The following is a 19,238-nucleotide window of genomic DNA, read 5'->3' as shown; positions in this document are numbered from 1 at the left end:
TCAAAGCTGTTATTTTATTAAAACTACTGGCGGCGTTCAAATCGTTGACGTAACAAAAACGCAGAAATATTCATGATTGCAAGAAAAATCATTAATACAATAATAGCACCTGACGTCTTTTCAACAAAAGCGCGCTCCGCTTCACCCGCCCACATAAAAATTTGAACAGGTAAAGCCGTTGCTGGATCCATGGGGGTCGTAGGAATATTAACAACAAAAGCAACCATTCCAATTAAAAGCAAAGGAGCTGTTTCACCCAAAGCCTGAGCGACTCCAATAATTGTGCCGGTTAAAATACCAGGCGCAGCCAAAGGAACAACATGATGAAAAATCATTTGTGTTTTTGATGCTCCCAGTCCTAAAGCTGCTGCACGAATAGAGAGAGGAACAGCACGCAGAGCAGAACGTGTTGCAATAATAATCGTGGGAAGAGTCATGAGCGCTAAAACAAGACCACCAACAAAAGAGGCTGAACGGGGTAATCCTAAAAAATTAACAAAAAAAGAGAGTCCTAAAAGACCAAACACAATTGAAGGAACAGCTGCAAGATTATTGATATTAACCTCTATAAAATCTGTAAATTTACTTTTGCGTGCATATTCTTCCAAATAAAGAGCCGTTGCTATGCCTATCGGAAGTGAAACTAATAAAACGATGCTTATCATATAAAGAGAACCAATGATCGCAACACCTAACCCCGCAGTCTCAGGACGACTTGAAGCGCCAAATGTAAAAAAACCAACATTAAATGTTTTATAAAGCGTACCATCATGCGCTAAACGCTTTATCCATTCTACTTGTCGATTAGAAACTTTACGGTTTTTTTCTGCTACACGCAGATCAATCTGTCCCTTATAAGCAGAATCAATATCCGCAGATGCCAAAACTTTAACTTTTTGCATTGTACCAATCAGTTTTGGATTCTTTATCACCATTTCACGCAGTTGAACACGGACACCATTTGAAAACATACGGTTAACATCCCGCAGAGAAGCTCGATCATTTTGATCTATATTAAGTTTCTTTGCTAAAGCATTGCGTACAAGAAGTGGATAATTCGCCGTCATGAGTACTCCGGGTTTTGTTTTACGTTGACCACTTGGATCAATGATCTTTTCGTCCAAATAAATCGATAATATCATTTCACTTTGAAAAAAAGCTGTATAACCCTGACTAATGATAGACCATAGAAGCGCAAATAAAAAAAACAAACCAATAAAAATGGCAATCAAACCATAGGCACGAAAACGACGTTCAGCCCAATACCGACGCTTGAGACTAATATTGCGACGAGGGAAAAAATCTTCATTCATTCATATTGTTCCCTATATTTACGCACAATATAAAGAGCCAGAATATTCATCAAAAGTGTCATAACAAAGAGTGTCATCCCCAAGGCAAAAGCCACCAGAGTTTGTGGAGAATTAAACTCAAAATCACCGGTCAATTGATTAACAATCTTAACAGTCATCGTCGTCATTGCTTCGAAAGGATTGAGTGTTAAGTTTGCTGCAACACCTGCCGCCAAAACCACAATCATTGTTTCTCCAATTGCACGCGATGCCGTCAACAAAATAGCTCCCATAACCCCTGGAAGCGCTGCTGGTATAACAACTTTTTTAATTGTTTCAGATTGTGTTGCGCCTAAACCATAAGAACCTTCACGTAAAATGCGTGGAACAGCCGTAATAACATCATCCGATAAAGAGGAAACAAACGGTATCAACATAATTCCCATCACAACTCCAGCGGTCAAAACACTTTGTGCCATAATAAAACCGACCCCATCTGAGAGAGAAACAGAGAGATCACGTAAAAATGGTCCTACAACCTTCAAAGCAAAAAAACCATAAACAATGGTGGGGATGCCAGCAAGAACTTCCAACAATGGTTTTACAATTGCTCGCAATCGCGCAGAAGCATACTCCGCCATATAAAGAGCTGAAAATAGGCCTATAGGTACAGAAAAAAGCATGGCGACAAATGCAATATAAAGTGTACCAGCAAGAAGCGGTATTAAACCAAATTGCCCACCTTCATCGCTTGAACCGCTCGCGGAAAAACGCGGATCCCAAACTGTTCCTAAAAAGAAATTTGAAAAAGATACAGACTGAAAAAAGCTTATTGCCTGAAAAAGCATAGAAAGCGCAATGGCTATTGTTGTCAAGACTGCAACAATAGATGCACAAACCAATCCAATAATAATAAAAGATTCAACCTTATTGCGCGCACGCTGATGAGGCACAATTTGCATTATTCCATAGATAAAACCAACGGACGCAATAGCAAAAAGGAAACCATTACCTATAAACTTAAGTTTTTCAGAAGAGAATACCCATGACTGTGCTATTTTAAATACATCATCCGATGCTCCACCAGGTAAAATCAACCCTTTCGCGAGTAATTGTGCCTGCACTTCCTTATAGGAAGCGGTAGAAAGATTCCCCTCAAAGCGATAAATCATTTTGACAAGACTCCGAAGTGTCTCCCAAAGTAGATCATGATTTACAGGCTCTGTTACATGTGCACTATACGCCCCAAGCTCTCGAGAGGCATTATATTCTAAATAAATTAGACTCCCAGCATCCCAAAAAATTAAAAAAATAAAAGCTGGAATAACAGTAATCAAAAATGTCCACCAGCCATAATAATACGCACGAGAATGCATTTTATGTTGTCTGTATTCAAGAGTGCGTGCTCGCATATAAGAAATACAAAATCCACAAAATCCAAAAATCAATAATAGCAAAATAATGAAGGAAATGCGCATTTTATCTTTCAGTTTTTATAAAAAATAGCACCCAAATTTTCTATCCCAGAAATCCAACAAATTATTCCCTGCAAATTATTTCAATGTCATTACTCGACCAGCAGAAAAATCAGAACGCTGTGCTTGACGCTCCTTTTCAGGAGAAACAATTAAACCATATTCAGCTAAAGGGCCCTCTGGACCAATCATTTGATCAGAAAGAAAAAAGTCAACATACTCTCGCAAACCTGCAACAGTACCTAAATGTGCTTTCTTAATATAGAAAAAAAGCGGACGAGAAACTGGATATTGTCCACTAAAAATCGTCTCAACTGTTGGCGCAAAACCGTTAATATCGGCAACCTTTAGTCTATCAGCATTATTTTGATAAAAAGACAAACCCAAAATACCAACTCCTGTTTTATTAGAAGTTAAACGCGCAAATGTTTCAGAATAATCACCATCAATATCAACCGCTTTTCCATCCTTACGTACCGCAATACAAGCAGTGTGTATCTCCTTATCATCCATTCCTAAAGACTTCATAACCTCAACTGCCCCACTCTCTTTACATCCCTCAGTAAGTAGTTTTTCCTCAAAAACTTCACGCGTCCCATGCTTCTCTCCAGGAATATACGCTGCTATCGTCCAATCAGGAAGAGCACTATTAACTGCACTCCATTTCAAAACATTATTCGGTTGCAACTTTCCGTCTATAATAATTCGAGCAGCAAGGGCTTTATAAACATCTACTGGCTGTAATTTCCAATCAGGCCCCTTAATATCTGTTGCAAAAACAATGCCATCATACCCAATACGTATTTCCTCAACATCTTTGACACCAGCATCAAAACAAGACTGTAATTCACTCGGTTTCATTGCTCGCGAAGCATTAACAATATCAACGGTGTTCTCCCCAATACCACGGCAGAATTCCTTAATACCAGCCCCTGTTCCACCCGATTCGATAACAGGAACCTTAAAATGAGGATAAATTTCTCCAAATGTCTCTGCAACAATCTTTTGATAAGGTAAAACTGTAGATGAACCAGTAATCTGTATTTGATCGCGCGCATTGCCCCCATTTGCTGACAGCAGTAGCGCAAAAATCAATCCCACTCCAATTGATAATACTCTGCTCATCTATAAACTCCCTAAAAATTGAGTACAAAGCCTCTTAATTTATATCATACAGTCATTCTAATTCATATTTGCAACATAACAAATATAAAAAAACAACATGAATCATTTTTTAAAAACCATGTTTTTGCCCTCTGTAAAATAAATTAATTTGAACACTTGAACTCAATAACATCCCAAAACAAATGAGCAACATCTGTACCGCAGAAGCGTTTAATTTCACGAATTCCCGTAGGAGACGTCACATTAATTTCTGTTATATAATCTCCAATCACATCAATCCCCACAAAAAGAAGACCACGTTCCTTTAAAGCTGGACCAATGCGTTCACAAATCTCATAATCACGTTTTGTTAACTCAACATTTTCCGCACGACCTCCAACATGCATATTAGAGCGCACATCTGTTTCTGTCGGAATTCGATTAATAGCTCCAACAGGTGTACCATCAAGCAAAATAATCCTTTTATCTCCTTTTCGTACTGCCTCTAAATAGCGCTGAACAATAAAAGGTTCGTGATAAATTTCTGTAAACATTTCCAACAATGATGCTAAATTGCGATCATCTTGTTTTAAATAAAAAATACCAGCGCCCCCATTTCCATAAAGTGGTTTAACAATAATATCGCCAAATGTCTCTCTAAAAGCTGTTATTTCTTCAATATCTTTGGTAATTAAAGTTTCTGGCATCAGATCAGAAAATTCAGTAACAAAAATTTTTTCTGGACTGTTGCGTACCCATGCTGGATCATTCACAACGAGTGTTTTAGGATGAATACGTTCTAACAAATGAGTCGTTGTGATATAATTGAGATCAAAAGGTGGATCTTGGCGTAAAAGAACCACATCCATATCTGTTAATTCCGTGCGAACAGGCTTTTCCAATTGATAATGACTTCCCTCTTTATCATGTACAATCAATGGCTCTAGTCGTGCAATCACACAACCATCGTACAGAGATAAACGATCTGGTGTATAATGGAAGAGAGAGTGCCCACGTTCTTGCGCTGCTAAAGCGAGTGCAAATGTCGTATCTCCTTGAATCCGAACTGTTGAAATATGGTCCATTTGAATGGCAATTTTCATAAATAAATCCTCCCTATCCTAAAAGCAGACTGGTCTATGCACCATAAACTTAGTAAACAATAAAAGAACTATGACAAGAGAAAATTTATGACACAAGAAACAGATACAAAATTAAACAACGAAGAAATCGAACGCTATGCACGCCACATCATTTTGCCTGAGATTGGTGGTGCTGGGCAACAAAAGCTAAAAAAAGCACGTGTTCTTGTTGTGGGCGCTGGTGGTCTTGGCGCTCCTGTCTTAACTTACTTGGCTGCCGCTGGTGTTGGAACCCTTGGAATTGTCGATAACGACATCGTTTCACTTTCCAATTTACAACGCCAAGTTATTCATAAAACAAATGCAATAAACAAAAGAAAAACAGACAGTGCTGAAACCACTATAAAAGCAATAAATCCTCATGTTGTCGTTGAAAAACACACCCTACGCCTAGATAAAAGTAATGTGGATAAACTGCTCAATGCCTACCATATCATTGTTGATGGAAGTGATAATTTTACCACACGCTATCTTCTTGCTGATCACGCAGCCCAATGCAAAAAACCTTTAATAAGTGGTGCTGTAGAACGTTTTAATGGCTCATTAACCGTCCTTATGCCGTATAAAGACAATAACCCTCACTATCGCGATTTATTTTCCACCCCTCCGACTCACGGAACTATCCCAACATGCGCTGAAACTGGAATCATCGGTGTTTTGCCTGGCGTTATTGGGACCTTACAAGCAATGGAAGTTATTAAAATGATCACAAACATCGGAGAGCCATTAGTAGGAAAGATTCTTCTCTATAATGGATTATTAGCGCAATTTAATATTATTACTTATAAACGCTCAAATTATAAAGAAAATGCCATAGTTATTAAGAAGCTTGGAGAATCATAATTATGTCTCCTTTCCTACTAATTTTTAGCACTCTCGCAATATGTATTGAAATACTAATATTTTATCGAATGTCATCGAAACACTGTAACCAATGGGAACTATTAGACTTATCACAAATACGGAAGACCTTTTGTAAAAAAATAATTCTCTATAATGGATTATCAGCATAATTTCATGTCATCGTCTATAAATGGACAGAGGCTTGTGCAAACGTAGCTTCTATCAGTATTCTTGTGTAAAAAATTTTCAAAGTAGATAAAAATATAATCAGCAGAATTCTATTCAACTATTTTACTCTTCACACATAAAAATTGCTTCATGTGAAAGTACTTATTTCAAACCATAACCCATAAATAAATATTCTAAGTCACATTTTAGTTATCGATACTATAAAAGGTCAATGATCTGTACCTACATCTCTAACCTCAAGAGAAAATGTCTATTCATCAAGCATCATAAAATGCAACTTATGATTATTGCACGTATAAGAACAATCAATTCTCTCTGTCCATAAGACAAACACATGAGGATTGATGTGTATAGAAGAATTAAGATAAACCCCATGGAGAGCTTTAATTACATAATTATTGCGTTCATAAGCAGAAAGCTGCCGCTCATGAATTGATAATCCTTCAGCGATAATTTTACAGACAAGCATATGTAGAAAAAGTAAAGCAAACGAATCTTGAAAACCAATCTGCAGATGACAGCGTAAAGAGTGCATTTTCTTAAAAGATCTCTTTAAAACAAACGAGTAAACATGCAATGTTAAATGTGTTCTGTTTTGCGTGAGGGGCGTTCCCCCTAACAAAACATCAAGAAGAGCTCTTTTGATAAAACCGTGAAACTAAAATTACAAAAAAATCAGACTTCTTTCTAAAATTAACATCTATGGTATAAGTTAATTGGGCTCGTTCGCTTTATTATTATCCATTGGTAAAGGAACAGGATGATCGGATAAACTGCGTAAATAAAGCAAAAGATCGGCACGATCTTGGTCATTTTTAATTCCACGAAAAGACATAATGGTCCCAGGAAAAGCTTCACGTGGAGAATGTAGATAGCGATCCAAAGTGATAAAATCCCATTTTTGATCAGAATGCGCACGCAATGCCCGTGAATAAGCAAAACCTGCTGCTGATGCCAAAGGGCGGTTAACAATCTCCCAAAGAACTGGACCAACACGCCCTGCTTCATTGCGTCCAGAAGTATGGCATATGGCACATTGGCGAAAAATTTTACGCCCATTTTCAAAATTGCCTTGTTGAAGGCGGCTATTTAGTGATAGAGAAACATCAGAGGCCTTTTGTTTTTCTTTAAATGTATCATTTTTGGCAACTGTATGGTGATATTGGGCTGATGTAGGATGATCGTAAAGTATATTGCTGAGTGTGGAAATCCCCACAATAATGACCAGCACACATAAACAAGCACCAATAAAATAGGTAAATCTCGAGCGATTCATAAAAACTCAAATTTTCACGGTTTCATTACCATTTTTAGTTTAAGCTTTTTCTTTATAACACACAACATCATAAATGCATCACAGATGACATTTGGAATCTTACAATGGCTCTTGAACCAATTATTCTTATTCCTGCCCGTATAGGCTCAACCCGTCTTCCTCAAAAAGCTCTCGCTGAAATTGGCGGAAAGCCGATGATTGTCCATGTCGCAGAACAAGCCAAAAAAGCTGCAATAGGACGTACGATCGTTGCAACAGATCATAATGATATCGCTAAAGCTGTTACAGATTATGGGCATGAATGTATCATAACACAAGGTGACCATAAGTCTGGCTCTGATCGTATTTATGAAGCTTTAATGCGTATTGATCCTAAACAACGTTACAATGCCATTTTAAATATACAAGGTGACTTACCAACAATAATGCCTCGTGAAATCATTCATGCGCTACGCCCTTTAGAAAATAGCTTTACTGATATTGCAACTTTGGGTGCTAAAATCATTGAAGAAAATGAAAAAAAAGATCCCAATGTCGTCAAAATCATTGGTACACCGCTTTCTCAAAATCGCCTTCGTGCTCTTTATTTCACGCGCACCACAGCACCTTATGGAGATGGTCCCCTTTATCATCATATTGGAATATACGCTTATCGACGCGAAGCACTTGAAAAATTTATATCATTCAAACCCTCTACACTCGAGCAACGTGAAAAACTTGAACAATTACGCGCATTAGAACATAATATGCGCATCGATGTGGAAATAGTCGATACGATTCCCTTAGGCGTAGACACACAACGTGATCTCGATAGAGTACGTAAGATTTTAGCATGAAAATACTTAAAAAAAACAATAAAATTTCTTTCCAAGGAGAATACGGCGCTAATTCCCATATTGCTTGCTCCAATATGTTCCCCAATATGGATGCTGTTCCCTCTGCTACTTTTGAAGATGCCCTTAATTTAGTGGAAAGTGGGAAAACTGATCTTGCTATGATTCCTATTGAAAATACTCTTGCGGGACGCGTTGCAGACATTCATCATCTTTTACCGCAATCATCCCTTTATATTATTGATGAATATTTTTTACCTATCCATTTTCAATTAATGGTTTTGCCCGGCGTTACACATGACGAAATTAAAACCGTCCATAGCCATACACATGCCCTTGCACAATGCCGAAAAATCATACGAAACAACGGTTGGAAACCTGTTGTTTCGGCTGACACTGCTGGAGCTGCAAAATTTATTAAAAAAAATGCTAAACGTTCACAGGCAGCCTTAGCGCCTCTGATCGCAGCAGAACTCTATGGACTTGATATTCTAGAAAGAGATGTTGAAGATAACCCTCATAATATTACCCGTTTTGTCATCCTTTCACGCTCCAAACGATATGTCCCCAAACCTAAAAATGGCGAAAAAATTATCACCAGTCTTCTTTTTCGAGTGCGCAATGTCCCCGCTGCTCTCTATAAAGCTATGGGAGGATTTGCAACGAATGGTATCAATATGACAAAATTAGAAAGCTATCAAATTGGTGGAAATTTCAATGCAACACAATTCTTTGTTGATATTGAAGGCCATCCCGAAGATCCCATGATGAAACTTGCCTTAGAAGAATTATCTTTCTTTTCTGCAGAATTACGTATTATCGGTACTTATCCAGCACAAAACGATCGAACACCCTATATATAAAAACAATTAAGCTGCCATCATTTTTTGATGATACCGAAGGATATCCTAAAATCCTATAATGCAATCTGTCTTGGAGAAACTAGTTTTTTATGCAAAACGCGCTTCATTATGAAGCTAAAACAGAAAAAGAGTAATAACATTCGATAACAGAATATATGAATTATTTTCATAATATTTTTCACAAATTATATCATGATAAAAAGCAATTCAACTTGTATAAAAACCAATGTAAAAAACGCAGTAACCAAAAATAAAAACAATTTAACTTATCATCAGAGTATATTGAGACAACAGGTCTTTAAATCTCTTGAATTTAGATAATTTTCAATGTGCTTTTTATAAAGCTAGAAAATGCTGTTTAACCCTGTTTTTTGAATTACGTTTGTATTTCCTATTTATAAAAACTGATTTATGATTCATCTCACTTTAGAAAAAAGGAGAAGATAATGAAAAAAATCTTCACGCAAGGATTATTAGCTGCAAATATTCTCGCCTACTCTAGTGTTGCATTTGCTGGCTTTGGTGAGAGAAAATGGAATTTTGCGCTGGATGAAACTGTTACAATTGGTGCACCTGATGAAATACAGCACGGTGCTGAATATGGGTGCGAAGCATTTAAACCTGAAAAAGTATCTTTTACTTTATCATACTCATCTCCTTCTGACGTAGACAGACTACACATCGTTGCAGATGATGAAAAGAAAATAATACATGATAAAGAACATAAGATCTTTACGCTCAAAGATGTAAAATCCCTCGATATAGGTTTCCCTTCATCAGGATATTATACTTTTAAAAATATTACTAAGGAAAAAGTTACTGGTATAGATTGTGATGCAGGAGATTTTTAATAATATTTCTCATCAGCATCTAAACTTCAGTAAAATTATCCTATTTTTTGTTTTTTGTCAAAATCTGGCATGATGAATTATTAAAGCTGGATTGATGGGAGAGCTTTTTATAGATATAGAAAATAAATATTTAAAGAATTTTTTCAGCAATTTAAATTGTTCTGTATTCTCTACCATCAGGCTCATTTTTAAATCAGTAACACAAGTTCTGCCTTCGCAATAGATTCAGCTTAAAGCGTTATAAAATGCATTTACACAAATCACTTAGATTAAGAAGAGAAGTAACATTTTTTGTCTATAGGCGTGTTTCTCATTTTGCTTAACAGAATAAATTAGAAAAATGAATAGAGCTATTCCAAATATAACCGCGTCACTGCGATCCATACGAAAAACCTTCAGCACATTTTTCAGTGCTATTCGCGCTAGAAACTACATTCTATTTTAAATCATATTCATCCAAGCTTATGAAACAATTTATCTCGCTTTTCTCTCTTTAATAAGAATCTTATTATTTAAAGCGATAAAATATCGCTTATATATAAATGCCATTTTTATGCTTATAAAATTAGTACCGCCTTATTCTATAGCGCTTAATATTGCATCTTCTCTTGCATGAGTACAGTCTCTTAAAGGATATATGAAATCTTTTCTCAAATGATGAGATATATTGATCCATTTTATGATGAACATCAATGTTTTTTAATTAAAAGAACAAAAACTCAAAAAAGAGCGATAACATCTACTTAAATATTTATATTCATATATGTTAAAATAAAAAATATTACGTATTCAATATTCTCATTCACTATAGAAATGCTGTAGTAGTCTTATAAAATGTTTAAGATATTGACTTATAATTATAGGACTTTTATTTTTATACTGACTTACAACCACGAATAAAGTAAGATCCTCCCACCTTAAACCTTCATATTGAATCAATTAAAATCGTTTCCTTGAAAGTTACAAATGAGAATGGTATGTGAGTAAAAACGATTGAAAAAATAAATAAAAAGGTTTCTTATAAAACCTCTCAAGTGCAGGAGATTGCAACTTTTGGGGTTGTTAAATAGTATGAGGGCTCCAATTTATACTTTTATTAATCATAAAAAGGGTTGTACACTATAGATTTATACCTCAAGGGAAGTATGTATACTATTTACAAATGATGTTGTAAAATAGAGTTAGAAGCCCTGAAGAATATTTCTTTATAAAGCATGTGAATGTACAACATTGAATGTATTCAGTTTAGAGTGTTCTGTTTTTTGGATGAGCAACACCATTAAAGTGATATTTTATAATTATTTAAATAGCACTCCTCCTCCTAACTTTCGAATGTTAGCCAATTACATGATCTATCTGCTTTATTTGCTTCTTTGACTGTTGTAAATTTTTGATGATTCAATTTCATAGTTTCAGAATAGATGCCTCTATCCTAAAACTCTTACATGTTGCAGCGAATGAAAATAATTATACATTCAGATTATCTTAAGCAAAAAAATATTTTTATACCAAATAAATATGAAGAGCGACTGCTATGAAAACTGATAAACCCACAATCTCTTTGTTGTTTATATGTCAATAAATTAAACACAAAGGAAAATTCTTCGTCGTTCTTAGGATATTTTTCGTTTCTGAGCTTGATTTTTTATTCCAAATCGACAATATGAATTTGGGAGGTTGGTGATGGACGAACTGCTCGCCAACTGGGTCAGGTCTGGAAAGAAGCAGCCCCAACGAGTTCTGGTACGGGTCATCGTGCCGACCTCCTATTTTTCTGAAGAAATTATTTTTGTACTGTCTTTTTAGCGAGGTATTTTTAATCTTCAGAACGGCATTTGTATGCAGCAAATAAAGGGATTTGGTTGTTTTTAAACAAATTTTCCCGTAAAAAATAAATTGATTAAGAAAAAATCCTTTTATATGAGAATATAATATTAACCTACGCTTTTGTATTATCAAAATGTACGCATAAAGAACTTCGAAGTTGGAAACATTCATGAAAAATGTACCGGTAGAAACAGCCTATCGTGTTCTTGCTCGTAAATATCGGCCTCAAAACTTCTCTGACCTCATTGGTCAGGAAGCTATGGTGCGTACTCTCACCAACGCCTTTGAGAAAGGTCGTATTGCACAAGCGTGGATGTTAACAGGGATTCGTGGCGTAGGTAAAACCACAACAGCACGTATTTTGGCACGTGCGCTTAATTATAAAACAAAAGATATTGACCAACCAACAACCGTATTGGACTCTCTTGGTGAACACTGTACACAAATTATCGAGGGACACCATATTGATGTTATAGAAATGGATGCCGCTTCTCATACGGGCATTGATGATATTCGTGAAATTATTGAACAAATACGCTATCGTCCTGTTTCTGCACGCTATAAGGTTTATATTATCGATGAAGTACATATGCTCTCGACACAAGCCTTTAATGGTTTATTGAAAACGCTTGAAGAACCACCGTCCCATGTAAAATTTATTTTTGCCACAACAGAAATTCGCAAAGTTCCCATTACAATCCTTTCGCGTTGCCAACGTTTTGATTTGCGACGCATTGAATCAAAAGTTTTGAGTACACATTTGCGCCAAATTGCGAAATATGAAAAGGTAGAAGTAGAAGATCAAGCACTCTCTATAATTGCCCGTGCTGCTGAAGGCTCTGCACGCGATGCATTATCCATTTTTGATCAAGCAATTGCCCACAGCAACGGCAATGTTAATGCTATTGCTGTGCGTACAATGTTAGGATTAGCGGATCAAGCACGTATTATTGATCTTTTTGAATTTATCATGAAGGGCGATGTTGTCAATGCATTACATGAATTACGCAGTCAATATGAGGCAGGCGCTGATCCTCTTACTATATTGACAGAATTAGCCGACTTTAATCATCTGGTCACACGTTTACGTTTTACACCAGAAATAGTGGAAGATTTCTCACTGACTGAAGAACAACGTTTAAGAAGTTTAGACTTTTCAAAAAAGCTTTCCGTTCCTGTTTTATCTCGAAACTGGCAAATGTTACTGAAAGGTTTACAGGAAGTTAATCAAACTGCACGTCCGCTTCAAGCCGCTGAAATGCTTTTAATTCGTCTTGCTCACACGGCTGACTTACCAACTCTTGATGAAGCTTTAAAAAAGCTTACGCAAGAAAAAACACCTCTCACACTGGTTAAAAACTCTTCTCATCAAGAATCGATAAATGCAAATGGTATAACAAAAGAAACAATGGTCGGAGCCCATGCTTCCTCGAGAGTTTCAAATACATTACCAGATCAATCAAATTTAAAAACATCCTTGAAAAACCAATTAGATCATTCCTTACAACCGGAAAATTTAGTTAAAAATCACACTACTGACAAAATTAACGCCCAAGAAGTAACAGACCCCCTTGAAACTTCTCAATCTATTGATCGTTCTGAAAAGAGTGCAAATTTATCTTATTCTGTCACGCAAACAACAGAAAAGATTACTCAACCTAAAACTCTTGTGATTAATTCTTTGCACGATATTGTTCAATTAGCCGAACAGCATAATGACACTCCTTTCAAACTCCTTATTAAAGAATTTGTTCATCCTGTTTCTTTTGAAGCTGGGCATATTACCTTAAGACTTTCTGAAAATACCCCACAATTTCTTGCTCATGATATAGAAAAAAAGATATTTCAATGGACTGAAAAACGCTGGACAATAACTTTTGTTAATGAAGGAGGTGGCCCAACCTTACAGGAGGAAAGTATAGCGATTCAAAAGACTCTTTTTTCCAATGCAGAAACAGATCCTGATATCGCGAAAATCCTCAACTATTTCCCAGAAGCAAAAATTGTCGATATTCGACTCAATAAAGAAGAAAATGATCTTGATTTACTCCCCGATACCTTTAAAAATACTGATATTCTTAAAAATAAAAATGATATCAATGATGAATAAGGATACCTATTCCTATGCGTGAAATGATGAGCATGATGAAAAAAGCCAAAGAAATGCAAGAAAAAATGCAGAAGATTCAGGAAGAAATAGCTAATCTGCAAGCTACTGGAACTGCAGGGGGTGGTCTCGTCAATATCACTTTAAATGGCAAAAATATTATAACAGAAATTCAAATTGATCCTTCATTACTCAAACCTGAGGAAGCTGAAATTCTTGAAGATCTCATTATGGCAGCTTATAATGAAGCAAGAACAAAAATCGAAGTAGTAATAGAAGAAAAAACCAAAAGTATGACGGCAGGACTACCACTCCCATCAGGTTTCAAGCTTCCATTTTAATGAAATGGATTTTTTCCGTGGGACAAAAATATGTCTAAATACATTGCAGGACCTGAGATTGAACGTCTCATTCAAATTTTATCACGTATACCAGGTCTTGGTCCACGTTCAGCGCGTCGTGCTGCACTTCATCTTATCAAAAAAAAGGAGACATTGCTGGAACCTTTAGGAGCTGCTATACAAGCAGCTATAGAAAAAGTTGGCATTTGTTCTGTTTGTGGAAATGTCGATACCATTGATCCTTGTTCAATTTGTACAGATTTGCGTCGCGATGATACAACAATCATCGTTGTTGAGGATATTGCTGATCTGTGGGCTCTTGAGCGCGCAAAAACTTTAGCCGCACGTTACCATGTATTGGGTGGACGACTCTCCCCCTTAGATGGAATAGGTCCTGATGAACTCAACATTGCCGCCTTAATACAACGTGTTGTACAAAACCCTATTACGGAGATTATTCTTGCTGTCAATGCAACTGTTGAAGGTCAAACAACTGCTCACTATATCACCGATCAACTTTCCAATTTTTCAGTTAAAATTACGCGACTTGCTCATGGTGTTCCTGTAGGAGGCGAGCTTGATTATCTTGATGATGGAACTTTAGCAGCAGCTGTACAAGCACGAACAAATCTTTAAAACTTTTTCCTCTTAACCTTTAGCTCTTTAATGACGGGGGAATATGCAAATGCTAAAAAAAAACTCTCATTTTTAAACGACCTTGGTCCTGGTATTTTAGTATGTTTACTCATATCAGCTTTAGCGTATAGTTTAGAAGTCGTGGAAAGGCAGCTTTTTGGGCAAGCATGGTTTGAAAATCTTGTTTTAGCAATTTTCTTAGGATCTGTTACCCGTAGTTGCTTTACTTTGCCAACATATTTTCAAAAAGGTATAACTTTTTGTGCTAAAACACTTCTTGAAATTGCTATCGTACTTCTAGGAGCAAGCATTAGCATTAACGCAGTGCTTTCAGCCGGTTGGAATTTACTTTCTAGCATCATATTCGTTATATTCGTAACAATTATCCTTAGCTTTGCCATTGGTCGAATTTGCGGGCTTTCTAAACATTTAGCAATGCTCATTGCTTGCGGAAATGCTATTTGTGGCAACTCAGCCATCATTGCCGTTTCACCCGTCATTAAAGCAAAACACGAAGAAGTCGCTGCATCAATTGCTTTTACTGCTCTTTTAGGAGTTGTTATTATTTTATTTCTCCCTTTTTTATATCTATTTTTGAATTTGTCATTTAGTCAATATGGTGTACTTGCTGGTATGGTCGTTTATGCCGTACCACAAGTTTTGGCAGCAACTGCATCTGTTTCTTTTGTAAGCGTTCAAATTGCAACTGTTGTTAAATTGGTACGTGTTCTCATGTTAGGCCCTATTATTTTTGCTCTGTCACTCATCTATCATCAAACAGCACAAACACGCCTGCGTCTACACACCCTTGTCCCATGGTTTATCATTGGCTTTATTCTTATGATGCTTATTCGTTCAAGTGGTCTTATCCCTGAAAAAGCACTTAATCCCATCAACCTAATTGCTCAGTTGTTGACTGTCATTTCAATGGCAGCGTTAGGATTAGGCGTTGATATTCGCTCATTAAAAAAAGCAGGATGGCGCGTTATTTTGGCTTCAACTTGCTCCATAATTATTCTCGGTATTTGTAGCCTTATCATGATACAATTGAATGATTTGAATCATATAACATTTTGAAATATGCATTTTTATTTTTCAACGAAGCATGCAATCAATCCAAAGGTTCACTAATATTAAAAGCAGTTTTTTCATAAAACCAGCAATAGTTCTAAACAACTGCTCATTATTCTATTAAAAAATTGAAATAGCTGTGATATTTGAGTGAAAATTGTCAAAATTGCTTTTTCAATTAGCTTTGCAGTCTATAATGATTTGCAATGATGTAGTATCAAAATACGTAACTCATACGAAACAATGCCTTTCTTTCATCTGCCCTCATTACGCTGAAGTTTTTATATAAAGGCTGATAGGATATGCTCTTATTTGGAAAAAATGTAGGGTCATGGCTTTCCTCCTTTTAAATTACTTTTACTTACTATGTAATACAAGTAGCGTCATCGTACTATTTAATAGCTTAAAATGTTGTGACAATTCTTACATTTAAACGATTCGTGAAAGGAGTTTTTATTCATACGCTAACTCCGCTTGTAATATACAAGCTAATAACTTTAATTGTTTCACCATACGTAGATTTTAAATAAGAGAATCTTACAATACTCAAGGTATTCATTCAAAGAGTGAAAACAAGTAAGGATTAAATCAACATCTCGTTCTATCCCATAAAAAGATATTGTTGCTTATTGGCACTAGTAACTTTCTTACAAATGAAATATACGATAATAAAAAGATTAAAAATACAGCAGGACTTTTGTTTATCGTTTTATTCAACTAATATATTTTTATGCTTATCCTTGCTATAGATACTGCTTCAATTTATTGTGCTGCTGCGCTCATTCGTCATAAGTCTGTTATTGCGCGTATCAATGAGCGCATGAACAAAGGGCATGCTGAAAAACTTATTGGGCAGATTACACAAATAATGACACAAGCCAATATGGCGCTTGATCAAGTTGAACGTATTGCTGTCAATATTGGACCTGGATCATTTACCGGTGTACGTGTCGGTGTTGCAACAGCGCGCGCTTTGGCATTAGCACTTGAAATACCAGCTGTTGGAGTGAGTGCTCTTGAAGCGTTAGCAGCACAAGTAATAAACAGTAAAAGTACAGCATCAGCAATTACTGTTGTCATTGAAGCAGGGAGAGAGATGTTCTACCATCAAAATTTTTATAATGATCTCACACCTTTGGGAGCGCCGGGAGTAAAAACAATTGAAAATATCCTCGAAGATTTGCCAAAAAAAACCCGACTGACTGGCCCAGCTGCTGATGCCATTGTGGAGCATATAAAGAACCATAAAATAAACGAAAAAATTTTCCTAGAAAAAATCCCCTGCGAAGCAGCTGATATTGTAAACTATGCTTATCTTGCTGCAAACAAACAATCAAAAAATTCACCTTGCCCACTCTATCTACGCAGCGCTGACGCAAAACAACAAACCAATTTTGCTTTACCACAAAAAAATAATGCCTAAATTTTCATTGACAAAAAAGAATTTTGGAATTGCGCCGCTACAAGTTAATGATAGTGCTCCTCTTCATCAAATTCATCAACATTGTTTTACCCCTTCTTGGGGAAAACAAGCTTTTGATAATTTTTTAACAGATCACTCTATCTTCGGATACAAAGTTTTTCTCAGTGATCGCTCTGATGAAATTTTAGGATTTTGCGTATGCCGTCTCGTCCTTGATGAAGCAGAAATCATCACAATTGCTGTTCACCCTCATTATCGTCAACAAGGAATTGCTACCTTTCTTATCGATCGTACAGTCCGCCATCTTCACGACAAGGGCGCTATAAAATTATTCTTGGAAGTAGAAGCCACAAACCTTTCTGCTTTGAACCTTTATCAACGCTTTGAATTTCAAAAAATTTCTGAACGTCTTGCCTACTACCCGTCAAAAAATGATCGTGGTAATGCAATTGTCATGCAAAAAACTTTTAAGCAAATAGATTGAGATTTGTGTAAAAAACATTTACACATGCGCCATGAATAAAGTAAATCCTAAAAATACGCCTTCTGTTGCTCCTAAAAAGGTTTTTATCAAAACCTATGGGTGTCAAATGAATGTTTATGATAGCCAACGGATGACTGATAGTCTCAGTTCGCAAGGTTATGTCACAACACAAATTCCTAATGATGCCGATCTTATTCTTGTTAATACCTGTCATATTCGTGAAAAAGCAGCAGAAAAACTTTATTCTGATCTCGGTCGTTTGCGTATTATGCGTCAAGAGCGCGCACCTGATAAACCCCTGGTGGTTGGTGTAACGGGTTGTGTTGCACAAGCTGAGGGAAGTGAAATCTTGCGCCGTGCTCCAACAGTGGATCTTGTTATTGGTCCGCAAATGTATCATCGCTTGCCAGAATTGTTAGAAAAAGCCCAACAAGGGAAAAAAATTATCGAAACAGACTATGCTGTTGAAGATAAATTTGCTCACTTGCCGCCCCATAATAAACATGCAGTAAGAAAACGGGGTGTTAGCGCATTTTTAACAGTACAAGAAGGTTGCGATAAATTTTGCACTTTTTGTGTTGTACCCTATACACGCGGTGCCGAAATATCACGATCCGTTGAGCAAATTACTGAAGAAGCCCTTCAACTCATTGAAGCGGGCGTCAAAGAAATTACGCTGCTTGGACAAAATGTCAATGGTTGGCATGGACAAAGTGCTGATGGTAAAATTTGGCGACTTGGCGATCTTCTTTATCATCTTGCAAAACTCGATGGTTTAAAGCGTTTGCGTTATACAACTAGCCACCCACGTGATATGGATGATAGCCTTATTGCCGCGCATCGAGATCTTGATATGTTAATGCCTTACCTCCATCTTCCTGTTCAATCAGGTTCAGATCGCATCTTAAAAGCTATGAACCGCCAACACAAAAGCTCTCATTATCTTCATCTTATCGAAAAAATTCGAACCGCACGGCCAGATATTGCCTTTTCAGGCGATTTTATTGTAGGGTTTCCAGGAGAAACAGATGAAGACTTTGAAGAAACCATTAAACTTATTCAACAAGTACAGTACAGTTCAGCTTATTCTTTTAAATACTCCCCCCGTCCTGGAACAGTGGGAGCCACAATGAAAAATCATGTTGATGAATCTGTAAAAGATGCCCGCCTTCAGCATTTACAAGTCCTTCTCCTTGAGCAACAAAATGCGTTTTTGCGTTCTAAAATTGGTCAAAAAACGAATGTTCTCATCGAAAAACCAGGACGTCACTCAGGGCAAATGGTAGGACGTTCCCCTTGGCTTTTACCTGTTGTCATAGACACAGAAGCCCCTACAGGTAGCGTGATAGAAATTTATATTAAAAATGCAAGCTCAAACAGTTTTGTTGGTGAAGTGATAAATAGATAAACACGCCTCTAAAACATTGTTCACAATAAATATTTTGGGAAACTCTTTTATTTTAAAAGAAAATGATTACATC

Annotated in this window: 17 protein-coding genes and 1 other RNA gene; 12 read left to right on the top strand and 6 right to left on the bottom strand. The window is 36.5% G+C overall.

The window, feature by feature from the left end; all coding sequences use genetic code 11:
- Positions 1–23 precede the first annotated feature (23 nt).
- From pstA to gshB, 4 genes are all read right to left on the bottom strand, one after another.
- Complete coding sequence (gene pstA, locus QHG57_RS03155; RefSeq protein WP_330168669.1) at positions 24–1,313, bottom strand: phosphate ABC transporter permease PstA; 1,290 nt, start codon at positions 1,311–1,313, stop codon at positions 24–26.
- Positions 1,310–2,770, bottom strand: coding sequence for a phosphate ABC transporter permease subunit PstC (gene pstC / locus QHG57_RS03150; RefSeq protein WP_330169440.1), 1,461 nt, complete (start codon positions 2,768–2,770; stop codon positions 1,310–1,312). The genes pstA and pstC overlap by 4 nt, the downstream gene beginning before the upstream one ends.
- Positions 2,771–2,845: 75 nt before the next feature.
- On the bottom strand, positions 2,846–3,892 hold the full coding sequence (locus QHG57_RS03145; protein WP_330168667.1) for a PstS family phosphate ABC transporter substrate-binding protein: 1,047 nt from the start codon (positions 3,890–3,892) through the stop codon (positions 2,846–2,848).
- A 143-nt stretch (positions 3,893–4,035) separates the two neighbouring features.
- Positions 4,036–4,974, bottom strand: a complete 939-nt coding sequence (gene gshB, locus QHG57_RS03140; protein WP_330169439.1) for a glutathione synthase — start codon at positions 4,972–4,974, stop codon at positions 4,036–4,038.
- Between the two features lie 87 nt (positions 4,975–5,061).
- Between gshB and QHG57_RS03135 the strand changes: the two genes are divergently transcribed.
- Positions 5,062–5,856: a molybdopterin-synthase adenylyltransferase MoeB gene (locus QHG57_RS03135; protein ID WP_330169438.1), complete on the top strand. Its 795-nt coding sequence runs from the start codon at positions 5,062–5,064 to the stop codon at positions 5,854–5,856.
- A gap of 439 nt (positions 5,857–6,295) precedes the next feature.
- Here the strand turns inward: QHG57_RS03135 and QHG57_RS03130 are convergent, their stop codons facing one another.
- A complete protein-coding gene (locus tag QHG57_RS03130; protein ID WP_330168664.1) occupies positions 6,296–6,580 on the bottom strand; it encodes a hypothetical protein in 285 nt (94 codons plus the stop codon).
- A 177-nt stretch (positions 6,581–6,757) separates the two neighbouring features.
- Positions 6,758–7,321 (bottom strand): c-type cytochrome, encoded by a 564-nt coding sequence (locus QHG57_RS03125; protein ID WP_330169437.1) that lies wholly within the window; start codon positions 7,319–7,321, stop codon positions 6,758–6,760.
- Positions 7,322–7,425: 104 nt separating this feature from the next.
- On the opposite strand from QHG57_RS03125, the gene QHG57_RS03120 reads away from it, so the two are divergent.
- The 11 genes from QHG57_RS03120 to miaB all read left to right on the top strand — a co-directional run bounded on the left by QHG57_RS03120 (position 7,426) and on the right by miaB (position 19,165).
- Positions 7,426–8,157, top strand: coding sequence for a 3-deoxy-manno-octulosonate cytidylyltransferase (locus QHG57_RS03120; RefSeq protein WP_330168662.1), 732 nt, complete (start codon positions 7,426–7,428; stop codon positions 8,155–8,157).
- On the top strand, positions 8,154–9,017 hold the full coding sequence (locus QHG57_RS03115; RefSeq protein ID WP_330169436.1) for a prephenate dehydratase: 864 nt from the start codon (positions 8,154–8,156) through the stop codon (positions 9,015–9,017). Before QHG57_RS03120 ends, QHG57_RS03115 begins: the two co-directional genes overlap by 4 nt.
- A 446-nt stretch (positions 9,018–9,463) precedes the next feature.
- Entirely contained in the window at positions 9,464–9,868 is a 405-nt protein-coding gene (locus tag QHG57_RS03110; protein WP_330168660.1) for a hypothetical protein, read from the top strand.
- A gap of 1,672 nt (positions 9,869–11,540) precedes the next feature.
- An RNA gene (ffs, locus tag QHG57_RS03105) (signal recognition particle sRNA small type) lies at positions 11,541–11,638 on the top strand.
- Positions 11,639–11,864: 226 nt separating this feature from the next.
- Complete coding sequence (locus QHG57_RS03100) at positions 11,865–13,805, top strand: DNA polymerase III subunit gamma/tau (protein ID WP_330168659.1); 1,941 nt, start codon at positions 11,865–11,867, stop codon at positions 13,803–13,805.
- Positions 13,806–13,819: 14 nt separating this feature from the next.
- Positions 13,820–14,143: a YbaB/EbfC family nucleoid-associated protein gene (locus QHG57_RS03095; RefSeq protein ID WP_330168658.1), complete on the top strand. Its 324-nt coding sequence runs from the start codon at positions 13,820–13,822 to the stop codon at positions 14,141–14,143.
- Between the two features lie 30 nt (positions 14,144–14,173).
- A complete protein-coding gene (recR, locus tag QHG57_RS03090) occupies positions 14,174–14,779 on the top strand; it encodes a recombination mediator RecR (RefSeq protein ID WP_330168657.1) in 606 nt (201 codons plus the stop codon).
- 30 nt (positions 14,780–14,809) lie between these two features.
- Positions 14,810–15,856, top strand: a complete 1,047-nt coding sequence (locus QHG57_RS03085; RefSeq protein ID WP_330169435.1) for a YeiH family protein — start codon at positions 14,810–14,812, stop codon at positions 15,854–15,856.
- 724 nt (positions 15,857–16,580) lie between these two features.
- Positions 16,581–17,273, top strand: a complete 693-nt coding sequence (gene tsaB / locus QHG57_RS03080; RefSeq protein WP_330169434.1) for a tRNA (adenosine(37)-N6)-threonylcarbamoyltransferase complex dimerization subunit type 1 TsaB — start codon at positions 16,581–16,583, stop codon at positions 17,271–17,273.
- The gene (rimI, locus tag QHG57_RS03075) at positions 17,266–17,757 is read left to right on the top strand and encodes a ribosomal protein S18-alanine N-acetyltransferase (RefSeq protein ID WP_330168654.1); all 492 of its coding nucleotides are present in this window, start codon (positions 17,266–17,268) and stop codon (positions 17,755–17,757) included. The genes tsaB and rimI overlap by 8 nt, the downstream gene beginning before the upstream one ends.
- A gap of 31 nt (positions 17,758–17,788) precedes the next feature.
- Positions 17,789–19,165: a tRNA (N6-isopentenyl adenosine(37)-C2)-methylthiotransferase MiaB gene (gene miaB, locus QHG57_RS03070; protein WP_330168653.1), complete on the top strand. Its 1,377-nt coding sequence runs from the start codon at positions 17,789–17,791 to the stop codon at positions 19,163–19,165.
- Positions 19,166–19,238 lie beyond the last annotated feature (73 nt).

The organism is Bartonella grahamii subsp. shimonis (assembly GCF_036327415.1).
In the GTDB taxonomy this organism is placed as follows: domain Bacteria; phylum Pseudomonadota; class Alphaproteobacteria; order Rhizobiales; family Rhizobiaceae; genus Bartonella; species Bartonella shimonis.
The sequence above is the reverse complement of the archived record's forward strand: the minus strand, read 5'-3'. Positions and strand labels throughout refer to the sequence as shown.